At 75.0% G+C, this 16,415-nt stretch carries 15 protein-coding genes; 7 read left to right on the top strand and 8 right to left on the bottom strand.

Annotated elements, in window-relative coordinates; all coding sequences use genetic code 11:
- Positions 1-134: 134 nt before the first annotated feature.
- A complete protein-coding gene (locus IPO09_05790) occupies positions 135-1,856 on the bottom strand; it encodes a thiamine pyrophosphate-binding protein (protein ID MBK9516863.1) in 1,722 nt (573 codons plus the stop codon).
- A gap of 182 nt (positions 1,857-2,038) precedes the next feature.
- On the opposite strand from IPO09_05790, the gene IPO09_05785 reads away from it, so the two are divergent.
- A complete protein-coding gene (locus tag IPO09_05785; GenBank protein MBK9516862.1) occupies positions 2,039-3,313 on the top strand; it encodes a carbamoyl-phosphate synthase in 1,275 nt (424 codons plus the stop codon).
- 25 nt (positions 3,314-3,338) lie between these two features.
- Here the strand turns inward: IPO09_05785 and IPO09_05780 are convergent, their stop codons facing one another.
- A complete protein-coding gene (locus IPO09_05780) occupies positions 3,339-3,956 on the bottom strand; it encodes a hypothetical protein (GenBank protein MBK9516861.1) in 618 nt (205 codons plus the stop codon).
- 466 nt (positions 3,957-4,422) lie between these two features.
- Between IPO09_05780 and IPO09_05775 the strand changes: the two genes are divergently transcribed.
- From IPO09_05775 to IPO09_05765, 3 genes are all read left to right on the top strand, one after another.
- Positions 4,423-5,184 carry a hypothetical protein gene (locus IPO09_05775; protein MBK9516860.1) on the top strand — a complete coding sequence of 254 codons (762 nt, stop codon included), beginning with the start codon at positions 4,423-4,425 and terminating at the stop codon, positions 5,182-5,184.
- 88 nt (positions 5,185-5,272) lie between these two features.
- Positions 5,273-6,343, top strand: a complete 1,071-nt coding sequence (locus IPO09_05770) for an AI-2E family transporter (GenBank protein MBK9516859.1) — start codon at positions 5,273-5,275, stop codon at positions 6,341-6,343.
- 180 nt (positions 6,344-6,523) lie between these two features.
- Positions 6,524-6,742 carry a CsbD family protein gene (locus IPO09_05765; protein ID MBK9516858.1) on the top strand — a complete coding sequence of 73 codons (219 nt, stop codon included), beginning with the start codon at positions 6,524-6,526 and terminating at the stop codon, positions 6,740-6,742.
- A gap of 73 nt (positions 6,743-6,815) precedes the next feature.
- Here IPO09_05765 and IPO09_05760 read toward each other — a convergent pair whose 3' ends face one another.
- Positions 6,816-9,947, bottom strand: a complete 3,132-nt coding sequence (locus tag IPO09_05760; protein ID MBK9516857.1) for a PAS domain-containing protein — start codon at positions 9,945-9,947, stop codon at positions 6,816-6,818.
- 255 nt (positions 9,948-10,202) lie between these two features.
- Here IPO09_05760 and IPO09_05755 point away from each other — a divergent pair, with 255 nt between their 5' ends.
- The 3 genes from IPO09_05755 (at position 10,203) to IPO09_05745 (ending at position 12,886) form a co-directional block, all read left to right on the top strand.
- Positions 10,203-10,388: a hypothetical protein gene (locus IPO09_05755; GenBank protein MBK9516856.1), complete on the top strand. Its 186-nt coding sequence runs from the start codon at positions 10,203-10,205 to the stop codon at positions 10,386-10,388.
- 215 nt (positions 10,389-10,603) lie between these two features.
- Positions 10,604-11,032, top strand: coding sequence for a hypothetical protein (locus tag IPO09_05750; GenBank protein ID MBK9516855.1), 429 nt, complete (start codon positions 10,604-10,606; stop codon positions 11,030-11,032).
- 216 nt (positions 11,033-11,248) lie between these two features.
- Positions 11,249-12,886 (top strand): HAMP domain-containing protein, encoded by a 1,638-nt coding sequence (locus tag IPO09_05745; protein ID MBK9516854.1) that lies wholly within the window; start codon positions 11,249-11,251, stop codon positions 12,884-12,886.
- 32 nt (positions 12,887-12,918) lie between these two features.
- On the opposite strand, the gene IPO09_05740 is transcribed toward IPO09_05745, so the two are convergent.
- Genes IPO09_05740 through IPO09_05720 form a run of 5 tightly spaced genes read right to left on the bottom strand, consistent with a single transcriptional unit; the run spans position 12,919 to position 16,374 of the window.
- Positions 12,919-13,257 (bottom strand): hypothetical protein, encoded by a 339-nt coding sequence (locus IPO09_05740; GenBank protein ID MBK9516853.1) that lies wholly within the window; start codon positions 13,255-13,257, stop codon positions 12,919-12,921.
- Positions 13,254-13,997, bottom strand: a complete 744-nt coding sequence (locus tag IPO09_05735; protein ID MBK9516852.1) for a glycine cleavage system protein H — start codon at positions 13,995-13,997, stop codon at positions 13,254-13,256. Before IPO09_05735 ends, IPO09_05740 begins: the two co-directional genes overlap by 4 nt.
- A 10-nt stretch (positions 13,998-14,007) precedes the next feature.
- A complete protein-coding gene (gene nrfD, locus IPO09_05730; protein MBK9516851.1) occupies positions 14,008-15,231 on the bottom strand; it encodes a polysulfide reductase NrfD in 1,224 nt (407 codons plus the stop codon).
- Complete coding sequence (locus IPO09_05725; GenBank protein ID MBK9516850.1) at positions 15,224-16,126, bottom strand: 4Fe-4S dicluster domain-containing protein; 903 nt, start codon at positions 16,124-16,126, stop codon at positions 15,224-15,226. The genes nrfD and IPO09_05725 overlap by 8 nt, the downstream gene beginning before the upstream one ends.
- Entirely contained in the window at positions 16,123-16,374 is a 252-nt protein-coding gene (locus IPO09_05720; protein ID MBK9516849.1) for a hypothetical protein, read from the bottom strand. The genes IPO09_05725 and IPO09_05720 overlap by 4 nt, the downstream gene beginning before the upstream one ends.
- Positions 16,375-16,415 lie beyond the last annotated feature (41 nt).

The raw sequence follows: 16,415 nt of genomic DNA, 5'->3' as shown, positions 1-16,415 counted from the left end.
GAGCCGAGGCCTCCAGGGCGTGGCGCGCCGGAACCCCGCGGCGTCCGGCAGGGTCCGGCGGCGTTCGCGAACGTTCACCCGGTCGCGCCGCACCTCGGCCGGTCCGGCGACGGGAGGGGGGCCTCCGCGTCGGCTCAGCCGCCTGGGCGGCCGGTGAGCCAGCGCGCCAGCCGCCGCGCCAGCGGGACGCGCCGCAGGCCCCTGGCCAGGCCGCGCGCCCGCGCCCGGTGGACGGCCGCCGAGTCCCCCAGGTCGACCTCCAGCAGGGTCACGCCGGGGCGCGCCAGGGCCCGCCGGAAGACGGCCTCGGCGTCGCCCGCCACCACCTCGTGGTCCACCCCCACGGCCGCGGCGAAGGCGGCGAAGTCCGGGTTCTGCAGGTCCACCGCGTGGGCGTGGCCGGAGGAGGCCAGCTGCTGGAGCCGGATCCGGTTGTAGAACCCGTCCACCAGCACCACCACCACCAGCGGCAGGGCCAGGCGGACCGCGGTGAGCAGCTCCATGGCGGTCATGGCGAAGCCGCCGTCGCCGATCACCGCTACCACGCGGCGGGCGGGCGCGGCCAGCGCGGCCCCGATGGCGGCCGGCAGGCCGAACCCCATCGACTGGAAGTCGCTCGGCACGACGAGGCCGCGGGGCGACCGGATCTCGAGCCAGCGGCGCGCCAGCTCCTGGTGCTGGCCGGAGTCGGTCACCACGATGGCGTCGCGCGGCAGGGCGCGCCGCAGGGCGCCGAAGAGCGCCTGCGCCGTGGGCGGGGCCAGCCCGGGGAAGGCCACCTCCGGGAGGCGGCCGGTGGCGCCCCCGGCCAGCCGTGCCCGCCAGGCCGCCACCTCGGCGGCCGCCCAGCCGGCGTCCGGACCCGGCGCGGCCGGCCCGAGGCAGCCGGCCAGGGCGGGCAGGAAGGCCTCCACCGTGCCCAGCACCTCGACGGCCGCGGGGTACCCGGCCGCCAGCACCTCGGCGCTGGCGTCGACCCGCACCATCCGGGCCGCCGGCAGCGCCAGCCGGAAGTCCCCGGTGCTGGCCGCGCCCAGCTTGCAGCCCAGCACCAGCAGGCAGTCCGCCGCCTCCACGAGCTGGTTGAGGCCGTCGAGCCCGCCGCGCGCCAGCTCGAAGGCCAGCGAGAGCGGGTGGTCCTCCGGCAGCGCCCCACGCGCCGAGGTGGTGGTGACCACCGGCGCCCGCAGCCGCTCGGCCAGGGCGGCCAGCGCCGGGGCAGCCGCCAGGGCGCCCTGCCCGGCCAGGATGAGCGGGCGCCGCGCCGCCGCCACCAGGTCGGCCGCCCGCCGGCAGGCCCCGGCGAACCCGGCCTCCGGCGCGCCCGGGGCCCGGCCCGGCGGCGAGAGGTCGGGCGCGGCCAGGCCCGCCATGGCCTCCGGGGTCCACTGCAGCACCACCGGCCCCGGCTCGCCGGCGTACGCCAGCGCCACGGCGCGGCGCGTCTCCCGCGCCACCTCCCCGGCATGGCGCAGGTGGACGACGGCCTTGGCGATGGGTCCGGCGATGGCCGCCTGGTCGAGCCACTGGAACTGGTAGGCGCGGCTCCCTCCCGGCGGCGCGCCCACCACCAGCAGCGCCGCGGCGGAGTCGAGGCGCGCCTCGGCGAGCCCCGTCAGCGCGTGGGTGAAGCCCGGCCCGGGGATGGCGTAGATCGGGGCCAGCCGGCCGGAGGCGCGGTAGTAGCCGTTGGCCATGAAGCTGGCCGCCAGCTCGTGCGTGGTGGTGGCGAAGCGGAGCCGGCTGCGGCGAAGCGCCTCATGCACCGGCAGGTCCTGCGTCCCTGGGAGCCCGAAGGCATGGGTCACGCCCGCCGCCTCGAGCGCGTCGCACAGCAGCTGGGCGCCGGTCTTCACGGGGGTTCCCTCCAGGGCTGGTCGAGGGTGGGCGCGCCGGTGGCCGGCTCGCCGCCGCCGCCGGGCGGCGCAGCGGACGATTGCAGATCGACCCGCAGGCCGATACCCGACCCGGCGCGACGACCCGTTTGACCTGCCGACGCCGGACGCTCGGGTGGGCGCGCACGGCTATGGATCTGCCGGTGAACCCGCGACCTCCCGTCCTCCTGACGTCGGCCGACTACTGCGGCTCGCTGGCGGCGGCCAGGCTGCTGGGTGGCCTGGGCCACCCGGTGACCATGGCCCACCCCGGCCGCCTGGCGCCGGCCTCCTGGTCGCGCCACGTGGCCCACCGCGTCCGCTGCCCGCCGCTCTCCCCGCCCGCGCCCTTCGTCCGCTGGCTGGTCGAGTTCGGCCGGCAGCACCCCGGGCACCTCTACTACCCAACCAGCGACGACCTGGCCTGGGTGACCGCGGCGCACGCCGCCGAGCTGGCCCCCCACTTCCTGCTGCTGGCGCCGCCCCTGGCCGCGCTGGAGCGGCTCCTCGACAAGGCCGGGCTGCACGCCCTGTGCGCCGAGGCGGGCATCGCCACGCCGCTCGCCTGGTTCCCGCGGGATCGGGCCGAGCTGGAGCGGCTTGCACCCGGGATCACCTTCCCGGCCATCGTCAAGCAGCGCACCCAGGTGCTCTCGGCCTCGCACGCCAAGGGGCTGGTGGCCGCCGACCTCGGTGAGCTGCGCCGGGGCTTCGAGGCCTTCGGCCGGGAGAACCCGCACGACGCGGCGGTGGCCAGCGCCCGGCCCGAGGCCTGCCTGCCCATGGTGCAGGCCTACCGCCCGGAGGTGGGCGACGGCACGCTGCTGGTGGCGGGGTTCGCCGATCGGGACGGGCGGGTCCTGGCGGCCCGGGCCGGGCTCAAGCTGCTGCAGCGCCCGCGGCGGCTCGGCATCGCGCTCTGCCTGGAGGAGACGCCCCTGGACCCGGCGCTGCTGGCGTCGCTGGGGCGCCTGTGCCGCGCCGCCGGGTACTTCGGCGTCTTCCACGTCGAGCTGATCCAGGCGGAGGGGCGCCTCCTCCTCATCGACTTCAACCCGCGCTACTACCACCACATGGCCTTCGAGATCGCGCGGGGCATGCCCCTGCCGCTCTTCGTGGTCCAGGCGGCGCTGGGCGACCGGGCGGCCCTCGACCGCCTGGCGGACGACGCCGAGCGCGACGCGGCGCCGCGCGGCCGGGCCTTCACCCACTGGCTCGACCTGCGCGTCATGATCCACGGCCAGCGCCTCACCGGCGCCATGTCCGGCCCGGACGCGGCGCGCTGGCGGCGCTGGGCCCGCCTCCACCGCGCCACGCTGACCGACGCGGTCTGGGACCGCACCGACCGGTGGCCCAGCCTCTTCGACGTGGGGGCCCGGCTCGGCGACTGGCTGCGCCACCCCCGCTCCTTCGTGCGGCGGACGCTGCTCAACCGGTGAGCGGCGCCGGCGCGCGCTCGCCCGTTCAGAGGCGGATGCCGGCCCGCAGCGAGGCGCCGTACTGGACGCCGCCCAGCTCGTAGGTCGAGACCGCGCCGTTGCTCAGGGTCACCTGCACGTCCTGGCTGGTGACGTCCCAGCGGGCGAAGGCCCAGACGCCGAGCAGCAGCATGTCGTTGGGCCCGAAGTGGATGGCGAGGCCCGGGCGCAGGCCCACCGAGACCAGCCAGGCCTGGGTGTGGCTGCGCGACACCACCGCCGCGTCGGCCAGCACGTCGCCGTACTTGTGGGTGGCCAGCTCGCCCAGCAGCTCCAGGCGCAGCGGCCCTGTGCCGAACCCCAGGCCGGCCAGCAGGCCCAGGAGCGTGGTGGCGCCGTCCTGGCCGGGCCGGCCCACCTCGCCGATGGCCCCCAGCTCGCCCAGCCCCTTCCAGTAGATGAGGGTGGCGCCCAGGTGGCGGGAGCCGTCGTCGAGCAGGGCCGCGCCGCTCACCCCGCCCAGCCCGCTCTTCAGGCTGACGGCGTCGTACTGATCCCCGCCGAGGTGCAGCGAGAGGTCGACCCCGCTCTCCTCCATGGCCAGGGCGGGCGCCGCCAGCAGCGCCAGGGTGAGCATCAGGCAGGCCTTCGGGGTGGTGGACATGTGGCGCGCTCCGCTCCGCCGAGGTGGTGGGCTCGCCCCGGCCGGCTCGGCGGGTGGTCACGGGGGGCGCGTCTCGAGGCGCAGCCAGAGCACCGGCCGTGCCCGCCGCCGGGGTCGACCGCGGGCGGGCAAGCGCCCGCGGTCGCTGGCGCCTGCGCCGCCGCCGGGGCGGCCCGGGGCGTCCGAGAACGTTCGCGAACGTCGCCCGGCCGGGTCGCACCCCCGGGCTCGTTCACCCGCGGTGACTGCGACGAAACGCCCGCCTGCCTGCGAAAGCGCGCCAACATGGGTGGTGACCCGGCAGGCCGCGGCGGCGCCCCGGCGCGCCGCGCACATCACCGGTGCCCGCAGCCTGGCCGCGTCGATCGTCGGCGTGGTGGGCCTCACGATCTGGGTGCCCGAGCGGGCGCGAGAACCCAGCATCTCACTGCAAGGTAGGGTTCCAATGCTGAAGCTCCTGAGGACGATGGCTGCCGTCGCGCTGGTCGGTCCCGCGTCGTTCGCGCTGGCGGAGGACCCGGCGGCGACCGGGGCCAGGAAGGCGGGCGACGCCGCCGCCGAGGCCGGCACGCAGGCCGTCAAGGCCGGCGCCGTGGCCGAGAAGGCGGCCGACACGGCCGAGAAGGCCGGCAACGTCGCCGAGAAGGCCGGCTACGCGGCCGAGAAGGCCGGCCAGAAGGCCGAGCAGGCGGGCCAGAAGGCGCAGCAGGCCAGGGACGCCGTCGACGAGAAGTTCGCCAAGGCCGACGCGCCGGGCGTGAAGGCGGCCCGCAAGGCCATCGGTGAGCTGGAGCGGGCCGACTCGAGCCTGACGCGCTTCTTCAACGGCGCGACCGGCTACGTGGTCTTCCCCACCGTGGGCAAGGGCGCGGTCGGCGTCGGCGGCGCCCACGGCACTGGCGTGCTGTTCGAGAAGGGCCTGGCCATCGGCAAGGCCACCCTCACCCAGGTGACGCTCGGCCTGCAGCTCGGCGGGCAGACCTACAGCGAGGTCATCTTCTTCGAGACCGAGAAGTCCCTGTCGGACTTCAAGAAGGGCGAGTTCACCATGGCCGCCCAGGTGAGCGCGGTGGCGGTCACCGCCGGCGCGTCGGCCAACGCCAGGTACGAGGGCGGCGTCAGCGTCTTCACGCTGGCCAAGAAGGGCCTGATGGCCGAGGCCAGCGTGGGCGGCCAGAAGTTCACCTTCCACCCGTACCAGGTGGCCACCACCGCCAGCGCCAGGTAGGCTCCGGCGCCCGACGTCCGCACCGGGCCCGGCGCCTCTCGGCGTCCGGGCCCTTCTTCCGTTTCCCGGTCCGACGAGGAGGCCGCCCATGACCGCCATCAGCCATCCCTTCCGCGGCCTGCGCGCCCTGCTGGTGGCCGCGGCGCTGGTGATCGTCGTGCAGGGCGTCCACCAGGCCGAGGAGGTCCTGGTCTCCTTCCTGCTGGCCATCTTCCTGGCCATGCTCGGCACGCCGCCGGTGCTCTGGCTGGAGCGCAAGCGCGTCCCCACCTTCGTGGCGGTGCTGCTGGTGGTGTCCGGCATGGTCGCGACCCTGGTGGTGTCCGGGGCCATCGTGGGCGCCTCCGTCACCAGCTTCTACGACGAGCTGCCCGCCTACCAGGCCCGCTCGAAGGAGCAGGTGGCGGCGCTGCAGTCGTTCCTGTCCGCCCGGGGCATCCGCGGCATCGACAAGGTCCTGCTCGGCTACGTCAACCCCGGGGCCATCATGGGCCTGACCGCCGGGCTGCTCACCGGGCTGGGCTCGGCGGTCTCCAACGTGGTCCTGATCCTGCTGACCACCGCCTTCATCCTGTTCGAGGCCTCCAGCTTCCCGGTCAAGCTGCGCGCCGTGCTCGGCGATCCGCGGCAGGTGTTCCCGGAGTTCACCGCCTTCGTGGGGGAGATCCTGCGCTACATGCTCATCAAGACCCTGGTGAGCCTGGCCACCGGGGTGCTGGTCGGCGGCTGGCTGGCCATCCTGGGCGTGGACTTCGCCGTCCTGTGGGGCTTCCTGGCCTTCCTGCTCAACTACGTGCCGAACGTCGGCTCCACCATCGCCGCCATCCCGGCGGTCTTCCTGGCGCTGCTCCAGCTGGGGCTCGGCCCGGCCCTGCTGGCGGCCGCCGGCTACATGGTCGTCAACTTCGTCCTCGACAACGTCATCGAGGCCCGGCTGATGGGCCGCCGGCTCAACCTCTCCACCCTGGTGGTGTTCCTCTCGCTGATGGTCTGGGGCGCCCTGCTCGGGCCGGTGGGCATGGTCATCTGCATCCCGCTCACCATGACCGTCCGGTTCGCCTGCGAGCAGAACGAGGGCACCCGCTGGATCGCCCTGCTGCTCGGGCCCGAGGTGCCGGTCCGGGCCGCGCCGGCCGCTGCGGGGCCAGGGCCCACCTGAGGCGACCTCCCCCGGAGGGGCGGACGGCCGAGAACGTCCGTGGCCGCGCTCGCGCCGGGTGGCCAGGCGTCCGCCCCGCCGGATCCCGGGCACCTGGCGCGGTGCGCCACGGGCACGCGCGGTGCACTCCAATGACGCGGTGGGCCACCCGCCGTCACGCCACACCCACGAGGAGTCGACATGAACTGGGATCGGGTCGAAGGCAACTGGAAGCAGCTGCGCGGCAAGGTGAAGGTGCAGTGGGGCAAGATCACCGACGATCAGCTCGACGTCATCGCCGGCAAGCGCGAGCAGCTGGTGGGCCGGGTCCAGGAGCAGTACGGCCTGGACAAGGACGCGGCGGAGAAGCAGGTGGACAAGTTCGTCTCCTCCTTCACCGACGACGACCTGAAGCACTGAGGCGGCGGCCTGCGCGGCTGGCCGGCGACGCGGCGGGCCCCCGGGCGTCGATCCCGGGGGCGCGCGGCGCCGGTCAGGCCCCTGGCGAGAACCCGGCCGCGGGCTTGATCGCTGCGGCGGCGCCGGCCGCCCGCGGCTCCAGGCTGAACCCCAGCAGGATGAGCTCGATGGCCCCGGCGCCCCCGGAGATGCGCCGGGCGTCGAGGCGCATGGTGTGGGGCGCGCCGTCGGCGAAGGCGGCCTTCACCTCGAAGCCCTCGAAGGACTCCTGGTGCGGCAGGACCCGCTCCAGCAGCTCCCGGAGCGCCGGGAGATCCCAGCGCCGCTCGGCCAGCTCGTAGACGTGCCGGCCGGCCACGGCCGGCGGCGTGGTGCCGAAGGCCCGGTGGAAGGACGGGCTGGCGGTGACCACCCGCAGGCCGGCGTCGAGGACCAGCAGCGGCTCGCGCACCGAGGCCATCACCCGCTCGGCCAGCTCCCGCTCGACCCGGGCGGCGGCCTCGGCCGCCACCCGGCCGCTGATGTCGGTGAAGGTCAGCACCACCCCGCGGATGACGCCATCCACCGTCCGGTAGGGGACCAGCCGCGCCAGGTACCAGGCGCCGGCGGTGGTGCGCACCTCCCGCTCCACCGGCACCAGGGTGTCGAGCACCAGCTGGGCCTCGGCCAGCAGGTCGTGGTCCACCAGGTTGGACTTGAGGTCCACCAGGGGGCGGCCCACGTCGCCGGCCGCCAGGCGGTAGAGGCGGCAGGCCTCCCGCGAGAACCGCTTGACCCGCAGCCGCTCGTCCAGGAAGACCGTGGCGACGCTGATGGCCTCGAACAGGTTCTTCAGGTCGTCCTGCATCCCGGTCAGCTGCTCCACCTTGGCCTGGAGCTCGGCGTTGACGGTGGTGAGCTCCTCGTTGACCGACTGCAGCTCCTCCTTGGCGGTCTCCAGCTCCTCGTTGCTGGCCTGGACCTCCTCGTTGGTGGACTGCAGCTCCTCGTTGGAGGCCTGCAGCTCCTCCTGGGAGGTCTGCTGCTCCTCGATGGTGGCCTGCAGGCTCTCCCGGGTGGCGGCCAGGGCGCGGGCCAGCTCCTGGGAGCGGTCCTGGCCGGCGGCGCGCCGGCCGCCCTTGGCGCCGGCGGCCTTGGTGGGCGCCGCCGCCCGGGCCTCCTGGAAGGTCACCAGCAGCAGCGGCGGGGCGCCCGCCGGGGTGGCCACCGGCCGCACCGTCAGGTCCACGGTCTGGGTGGCCCCGTGCCACCGGACCGGGATGCCGGGCCGGCGCACCGCCTTGCCGGTGTTCCCGGCGCGGCGCAGGGCGGCGCGCACCTCCAGCTGCAGCCCCTCCCGCGCCATCTCGGCCACGCTCAGGGTGGGCTGGCCAGGCGCCGGCCGCAGGTAGGGGCCGGTGTCGCCGTGCACGAAGAGGATGGTGCCCTCCCGGTCGGTCAGCACCGAGGCGGGCGCGTAGCTGGCCAGCAGCAGGCGCCGGGTCATCTCGGCGAAGTCGCCGGGCTGGGTCTTGCGCATGGTCTCGCTCCCGGGGTGGCGCACCCACGCCAGCCCGCTGGTCAGGACGGCGCCGGCGGAGGCCATGCCGCGCCTGGCCCGGAAGAGCCGCCACTTCCGGTCGAGGGGGGTGAACAGGTCGGCCCGGTCGCCCAGGCCCTCGGCCGGCGAGAGGAACAGCACCCCGCCCGGCCGGAGGGCGTAGTGGAACAGGTCCAGGAGGCGGGACTGCAGCGCCGACTCCAGGTAGATGAAGACGTTGCGGCAGCTCAGCAGGTCCAGCCGGGTGAAGGGCGGGTCCTTGAGGAGGTCGTGGACCGCGAACACCACCTGCTCGCGGATCTCCTTCTTGACCCGGTACCCGGCGCCCTCCGCCACGAAGAAGCGGCGCAGCCGCTCGGGCGAGACGTCGGCCTGGATGCTGCCCGGGTAGACGCCGGCCCGCGCCGCGGCGATGGCGTCCCCGTCGAGGTCGGTGGCGTAGACCTGCACCTTCAGCTCGCGCTGCGTCCGGTCCAGCACCTCACGCAGCAGGATGGCGATGGAGTAGGCCTCCTCGCCGGAGGCGCAGCCGGCCACCCACACCCGCACCACCTCGCCGGCGGCCTTGCCCATGACCAGCTTCTCCAGGGCCTGGTCCTGCAGCGCCTGGAAGGCCTGGGGGTCGCGGAAGAAGCCGGTGACGTTGATGAGGAGGTCCTGGAAGAGGGTCTTCACCTCGGCGGGGTGCTCCCGCAGGTGGCGGGCGTAGACCTCGAGGTCGCCGATGGCGTTGGCGGCCATGCGCCGCTCGACGCGCCGGGCCACCGAGCTGCGCTTGTACCTGGAGAAGTCGCGGCCGGTGGCGGTGCGCAGGGTGGCCAGGACGCGGTCCAGGGCGCCCGCCGCGGCCGGCGGCGGGCTGGACGGCGCGGCCCGCGGCAGGCCGGACGGGCGGGTGGGCCCGCCGGGCCCGCGCAGCTCGAGGGCGCCGGCCAGGGCAGCGGGGAGCCGGTCGGCCGGGGCCACCAGGCTGGCGGGCACCGCGGCCAGGGCCGCCAGCGGCATGCCGTCGAAGCGGGCCGAGGGCGGCGCCTGCACCAGGCAGAGGCCGCCGGCCTGGTGGATCGCGAGGAGGCCGTGCGCCCCATCGGAGCCGGTGCCGGAGAGGATCACCCCCACCGCCTCGCCGCCCTGGTCCCTGGCCAGCGAGCCGAGGAAGCCGTCCACCGCCATGCGCTGCCCGCGCGGCGCGCTCGGCAGGGTCAGGGCCAGGACGCCTCCGGCGATCGCCAGCTCGCGGTTGGGCGGGATGACGTGCACCACGTCGGCCTGCGCCGTCATCCCGTCGGTGGCCTCGACGACCGGGAGCCGGGAGATCCGCTGCAGGAGCGGCACCAGGGCGCTGACGTGCTCGGGATCCAGGTGCTGCACCACCACGTAGGCCAGGCCGAGGCCGGGCGGCGTGTTGGCGAAGAACTGCTCCAGGGCGTTGAGGCCGCCGGCCGAGGCGCCCAGGCCGACGATGATGGGGCCAGGGGCCTGGCCGGACTGCGGGGCCACCGACGCCACGGCCGGCGCCACGGCCGCCGGTCGGACCGCCGGTCTGACCGCCGGCCGGATGGCCGGACGGACCGAGACCGCTGGCGCTGGCCGACGTGCGGCCTTCCCCGGGCTCCGGGCGGCTGCCTTCCTGGGCGTCCTGGGGCGAGCCTTCCTGCCTGGCATGGTGCCTCGTCACGACCGGTGCGCTGCTCGCAGCACGGCCTGGGAGCAGCCGGGGTGGAGCCCGTATCCCGCGAGTCTAGACGATCGGGCACGATTCGCGATCACCCCGCTCGCCCGTCGAGCCTCTCCTGGCCACGACCGGCGTGTTTCCGGTCCGTGCGGCCGCCGGTGGCGCGGCGCACCGGCCCTCGCCCCGGTAGGGATCTGGGGCGGCGCCGCGGCCCTCCCGGCCATCCTGTGCCCGCACGAGGCTCCATGCGCCCCATCCACTTCGACTGCTCCACCGGCCGCGGCGTCACCTTGCCGCTGTGCGGCGCCTGGGGCTCCCTCTCCTCTGGCTGGACGGATGATCCCGCCGGCGTGACCTGCGACGCCTGCCTGGCGGCCCTCGCCAGGGCCAGCGCCGGCCCGAGGCCCGCGCCGCCGCTCCGCCCGGCCTGACGGCTGCGCCCCTGCGCCGCGGCCGTTCACGCCCGGGGCGCCTCCCCGGCGGCAGCCAGTGATACCCGGGCCCGGGAGGCCCGCCGGCGATATGGTAGGGGCGGTCTCCACCTGTCGCGTCCGCCGGAGGCGATCGGTTCGGACCTGGCCTCCTTCGGCGCTCCCCCGCACCGAGGCCTCGGTCGCAGCGTCTCGCCGGAGCGTCGAGGCACCCCATGACGACGGACGACGGTGTGAACGAGCTGGCCGAGGGTACGACGGCCGAAGGTCGGTCGGTCGACGGGACGCTCGTCGAGGTGGGGACGCCGGTCGAGGGGACGCTCGTCGAGGCGGGCACGCTGGTCGAGGGGACGCTGGTCGAGGCGGCTTGGCCCGCGGCGCCGCAGGACGAGGCTCGCCCCGCGAGGGAGCTGGCCCCCGTCGGCTGGGCCAGGACCGCGGCCGGCTGGGCCAAGAACGTCGACGGCTCCGACGCCGCCAGCACCTTCTCCCTGCCCCGCCTCGAGGTGCTCGCCGGGGCGCACGGGTGGCTGAGCCGCTGCCTGCTGCCGGACGGCACCCGCCACGAGCACCTGGGCAGCGCCAGCGACTCCGTGCACGTGGCCCGCAGCGCCGCCGAGGCCACCTGGCGCAAGGTCCGCTGAGGCCGGCCGCACCACCGCACCCACCAGACCGACCAGTCCGGCACGCCCCGGGTCCCGCCCGGACGTGCGCCACGTCGCCGCGGGCCGGGCCGGCGCCCACCCGGCGCACCCCAGCGGTGCTAGCGTCCCCCCGGCGGCTCGCGAGACCTTCTGGAGGGGGCCATGGGCGCACCGAACACCCCGGACCCGAGGCCGGTCATGCCACGGCCGGCGCTGGTGCCGTGGCACCAGCGGCTCTCGACCCAGCTGGTCGGCCTGACCACCGTGGTGCTGCTGGTGGCCCTGGTGGCCTACGCGGCGGTGGAGCGCGGCGTGCGCGACGTCATGCTGGCCCAGGGCGTGGCCGGCGCCGTCCTCTTCAGCGAGACCATCGGCAGCGCCACCAGCCGGGCCATGCTGGAGGACCAGCGCCAGGACGCCTACGGCATCATGGAGGCCATCGGCCGCCAGCCCGGCATCGACCGGGTGCGCATGATCAACAAGGCCGGGCTGGTGACCTACTCCACCGTCCGCGCCGAGGTGGGCCAGGTGCTGGACCGCCAGGCGGGCACCTGCCGCACCTGCCACGCCCACGCCACCCCGCCCTCGCACCCGTCGCTGGCGGCGCGCAGCCAGGTGGTGGTGGAGCGCGGCCACCGGGCCGTGGAGCTCATCAGCCCCATCTACAACGACGCCCGCTGCGCCAGCGGCGCCTGCCACCACCACCCGCGCGGCGCCCAGGTGCTGGGGCTCATCGACGTGACCGTGTCGCTGGAGGACGCCGACCGCCGCCTGGCCACCTTCCGCACCCGCGGCCTGGGGGTGGCGGCGCTGGGGATGCTCTTCACCGGCGGCCTGCTGCTGGTCTACGCGCGCCGCCGGGTCATCCTGCCGGTGGCGGCCCTGGTGGAGGGCACCCGGCGGGTGGCCCGCGACGAGCTCGACCTCGAGATCCCGGTGCTCACCGGCGGCGAGCTGGGCGGCCTGGCCTCCTCGTTCAACGAGATGACGCGCAGCCTGCGCCGCTCGGAGGAGGACCTGCGGCGACTCAACCAGGGGCTGGAGCGGACGGTGGCGGAGCGCACCGCCGAGCTGACGCGGGCCCACGCCGCGCTGGTGCAGTCGGAGAAGCTCTCCTCGCTGGGCCAGCTCTCCGCCTCCATCGCCCACGAGATCAACAACCCGCTGGCCGGCATCCTCACCTACGCCAAGCTGGTGGCGCGCGAGGCCGAGACCGACGTGCCGGACGAGGCGCGCCGGCGCTCGATGGTGAAGCGGCTGTCCATGGTGCAGCGCGAGGCCGAGCGCTGCAGCGCCATCGTCCGGAACCTGCTCGACTTCGCGAGGGCGCGCCCCCTCCAGCTCAAGGACGTGGAGCTGGACAAGGTGGTCAGGGAGTCGCTGCAGCTCATCGGCCACCAGCTGGCGCTGCAGGGCCACACGGTGGAGACCCGGCTGGCCCGGCTGCCGCCGGTGCACGCCGACTTCGGCGAGCTGCGGCAGGCCTTCGTCAACCTGGCGCTCAACGCCATGGAGGCCATGGGCAAGGGCGGGCACCTGACCGTGCTGACCCGCGCCCTGGAGGACGGCCGCTCGGTGGAGATCGCCATCACCGACGACGGCCCGGGCATCCCGCCGGAGATCCGCTCCAAGATCTTCGACCCGTTCTTCACCACCAAGGAGATGGGCACCGGCCTGGGGCTCTCGGTGGTCTACGGCATCGTCCAGCGGCACGGCGGCACCGTGACGGTGGAGAGCGAGCCGGGGCGCGGCACCACCTTCACGCTGCGGCTGCCCGTCTCGCCGGCGGCGGCGCCTCCGCCCCCCGCGGGCGAGACGCCGCCCGCCGCCCCGCCCCCGGCCGGTGGGGCCTAGAGGGGAGCGGCGGGCGCCCGGGGCGGCCGGGGTCACTGGGCGTGGCACATGCCGCAGTCCTCGAAGCCGAAGGCGGCCTTGCCGTGGCAGGCGCCGCAGGCGCGCCCCTGCTCCATGGCGGCGTGCGTGATCTGGGGGCGCACCTCGCCCGCCGCGGCCCGCCGCAGGATGCTGAACCGGGTGGGGTGGCAGGCCAGGCAGGCCGGGTGGTCGGCGTCCACGTGGCTCTCGTGGCGGAAGGCCACCGCCCCGGGGCTGTCGGCGCCGCGCGGCAGGCTGAGCTCGCCGGGCAGGTTGGGCAGGTCGGCCAGCGCCGCCCCCGATCCCAGGAGCGCGACCAGCAGGAGCAGCCGCGGCAGCCGGGCGGTCACGGCTCGCTCCGCTCGGTGAGGAGGAAGTGGCGCGCCAGGTCGGCCCAGCGCTCACCGGCCAGCGCCCTGGCGATGCCCGGGACGGGCGTGCCGCCGTCCTGCAGGACGTGCCCCAGCGCCGGGCTCATGCGCAGGCTGAGGGCCTCGGCGGTCCGCTCCAGCCACTGGCCGGCGCGCTCGCCCGAGAAGAGCTGGCGGCGGTTCTCCTCCAGGTGGGGCGCCCGCACCTTGAAGAGCCAGCCCGCGCCGTAGGGGTCGCGCAGCGCCTCCGGCCGGTCCCGCGCCGCGGTGTTGACCGCCACCACCGTGCCGTCCACCGGCGAGAGCATGGGGACGGTCAGCACCTGATCGCCCACCGCGAAGGCCGGCCGGCCCTGCAGCACCTCGTCGCCGGCGCGCGGCAGCACCAGCCGCTCCGGGTCCACCAGCTTCTGGGCGAAGTCGTCCAGCCCCACCGTCACCAGGCCGTCGCCCTCCAGGCGGGCCCAGGCGTGGCCCGGGTGCAGCTCCACGCCGGCCGGGGCGTGGAACCAGCCGGCCGCCACCGCGGCCGGGGCCGCCAGGGCCGGGGCCAGCCCGAGCCCCAGGCCCGCGCCCACCGCGGCGCCGGCCCGCGCCTCCAGCGGGCGGCCGGCCTGCACATAGCGCCACATGGGGACGAAGAGCAGCAGGTAGCAGACCGCCAGCAGGTACTCCATGACCTTGGCGTCGTAGATGCCGAGGAACTCGTGGGTCGTCATGGCGTCTCCGTCACTCGTCGTGTGAGAAGGCCGGGTCCTCGAAGAGGATCGGCATGCGGTTGCAGATCCAGCGGAAGGCCAGGACGCCCACCGTGACCAGGGTCAGCGACACGGCCAGCTCCATCCAGCTCGGCACGTAGCGGACCGGGTGCTGCCAGTTGAAGGCGAAGATGGAGACGTTGAGCCGGTTGAGGACGATGCCCACCAGGGTGAGGGTGGCGGCCACCCGGATGTGCCCCACCTTCCCGTGGCGCGCGCCCCAGGCGAAGAGCAGCGACGGCACCAGCACCAGCCCCACCGTCTCCACCAGGAAGAGCGCGCCGTAGCCGGTCAGCAGGTAGCCCCAGGCGTGCCCGTCGATGACCCCCTGCAGCTTCAGGAAGAAGTAGGCGAAGGCCACGATGGCGCCGGCCTTGCCCAGGCCGACCGTGATGGCGGCCACGTCCACGTGCGGCTGCCCCTCCATGCGGCGGGCGAAGACCTTGTGGGAGAGGGCGCTCTCCACGATCACCATGGAGATGCCGGCCAGGATGGCGCTGATGAAGAAGAAGATGAAGATGAAGGGCGTGTACCAGAGCGGGTGGAGCTTGGTGGGCGCCAGCAGGAAGAGCGAGCCCAGCGCCGACTGGTGCATGGTGGAGAACATCACCGACAGCACCGTCAGGCCCAGCAGCGCCTTCTTCAGCACCGCGTGCAGCCGCCGCCAGCCCAGCCACTCGAAGAACGGGACCGTGAACTCCAGCAGCAGCACGGTCGTGTAGCACATGACGCACCAGGCGATCTCGAAGAGGGCCGAGGCCGCGCCGGCGTTGACCAGCGCCATGACGATGTTCCAGGGGCGGCCCAGGTCGGCCAGCAGCCCCACCACCGCCATGATGTAGCCGATGAAGGCGGTCAGGATGGCCGGCCGCTCGATGGCGTGGAACTGCTTGAGGCCGAGCAGCTGGACCGAGGCGCCGATGGTGAAGCCACCGGCGGCCAGCACCACGCCGGTCATCATGTCGAAGCCGATCCACAGGCCCCAGGGGTAGGCCTGCGAGAGGTTGGTGCTGGCGCCCAGGCCGGCGGCGAAGCGGTAGATCAGGCTGGGCACGCCCACCGCCAGGATGGCGGCGGCCACCAGGTTGAACGGGGTGATCAGCGAGCGGAGGTACTCCGGCAGGCTCATGCCCAGCAGGATCTTCTCCCGGAAGAAGGACGGCTGCCCGAGGGCGCCGGCGTGCGCGCTAGCCATGGTGATCCTCCTGGTCGTGGCCCTGCTCGCCGGCCGCGACCTCGTCGCGGCGCTTGGAGAAGGCGTACAGCCCCATCAGCAGCGGTGGCCAGAGCGTCATCACCAGCGGCGGCGCGCCCAGCGCCCCGGCCACCAGCGACGGGTAGGGCTTCTCGGGGACGCCGGCCGGCAGCGCCAGCGCCTCGAAGGGGACGTCGGAGATGTACATGAAGCTGGTGCCGCCGGCCTCGCGCTCGCCGTAGACGCGGTGCACGAAGCGCTCGGGCTCCGAGTAGATGCGCCGCTTGGCCTCCTCCAGCAGCACGTGCCGCTTGCCGAAGGTGAGCGCGCCCGACGGGCAGGCGTCGACGCAGGCCGGCGGCAGCCCCTCGGCCTGGCGCTCGGCGCAGAAGGTGCACTTGCGCACCCGCGGCGCCAGGGCCTCGTACTCGTACTTGGGCACGTCGAACGGGCAGGCCACCATGCAGTAGCGGCAGCCCATGCACTTGGAGGCGTCGTAGGTGACCGGGCCGGTGGGCTGCTTGTCGAGCGCCCGCACCGGGCAGGCCGAGGCGCAGGCCGGGGCCAGGCAGTGCAGGCACTGCTTCTTGCCGAAGCGATCGCCGCCGCCCGGGGCGTCGGCCCGGTTGACCACCGTGAAGGCGGTCTGGCTCATGTCGCGGCGGGTCTTCATCACCTCGTCGCCCTCCGGCGGCGCCGGCAGCTGGTTGGTCTCGGCGCAGGCCGCCTCGCAGGCGCGGCAGCCGACGCAGCGGGTGGTGTCCACCAGCACGCCGGGCAGCGTGTCCTCCTCGGTGGCCTGGGGGACCTTGGCCTGGGCCCGCGTGGCGGCCAGCAGGCCGGTCCCGGCGGTGACGCCGGCCATCCGGAGGAATCCTCTGCGTCCGAGCCTCATGTGTGCCTCCCCTGATCCTGCGGGTGTCGCTGGTCGGTGCCGGCCGGGCTGGCCGGCGGCTCCAGCCCGTCCTCCTCGAGGGCCGCGCCGTAGGTGCGCGCCATCGCCTCCCGGAAGAGGGGGCAGGTCTTGAACGCCTCGCCCTCGCAGCGGCTGGCGGTGGTGACGTGGTCGATGGGGACCAGCTTCTTCACGGGACAGGCCCGGCAGAACACCATCGCGACCTCTTTCAGGTACGGGCAGGTCATGTGCCGTCCTCCCATGCGGTGAGCCATGCGAGGACGGGGCC

Origin of the sequence: Anaeromyxobacter sp., from assembly GCA_016718565.1 — a bacterium.
Lineage (GTDB): Bacteria > Myxococcota > Myxococcia > Myxococcales > Anaeromyxobacteraceae > JADKCZ01.
This window is presented reverse-complemented; position numbering and strand designations above follow the sequence as displayed.

Coding starts and splice junctions, on each gene's coding strand:
- IPO09_05780 (MBK9516861.1), bottom strand. CDS start 3,956: ATGTCCACCACCCCGAAGGCCTGCCTGATGCTCACCCTGGCGCTGCTG.
- IPO09_05775 (MBK9516860.1), top strand. CDS start 4,423: ATGGCTGCCGTCGCGCTGGTCGGTCCCGCGTCGTTCGCGCTGGCGGAG.
- IPO09_05770 (MBK9516859.1), top strand. CDS start 5,273: ATGACCGCCATCAGCCATCCCTTCCGCGGCCTGCGCGCCCTGCTGGTG.
- IPO09_05765 (MBK9516858.1), top strand. CDS start 6,524: ATGAACTGGGATCGGGTCGAAGGCAACTGGAAGCAGCTGCGCGGCAAG.
- IPO09_05760 (MBK9516857.1), bottom strand. CDS start 9,947: ATGCCAGGCAGGAAGGCTCGCCCCAGGACGCCCAGGAAGGCAGCCGCC.
- IPO09_05755 (MBK9516856.1), top strand. CDS start 10,203: ATGCGCCCCATCCACTTCGACTGCTCCACCGGCCGCGGCGTCACCTTG.
- IPO09_05750 (MBK9516855.1), top strand. CDS start 10,604: ATGACGACGGACGACGGTGTGAACGAGCTGGCCGAGGGTACGACGGCC.
- IPO09_05735 (MBK9516852.1), bottom strand. CDS start 13,997: ATGACGACCCACGAGTTCCTCGGCATCTACGACGCCAAGGTCATGGAG.
- nrfD (MBK9516851.1), bottom strand. CDS start 15,231: ATGGCTAGCGCGCACGCCGGCGCCCTCGGGCAGCCGTCCTTCTTCCGG.
- IPO09_05725 (MBK9516850.1), bottom strand. CDS start 16,126: ATGAGGCTCGGACGCAGAGGATTCCTCCGGATGGCCGGCGTCACCGCC.
- IPO09_05720 (MBK9516849.1), bottom strand. CDS start 16,374: ATGACCTGCCCGTACCTGAAAGAGGTCGCGATGGTGTTCTGCCGGGCC.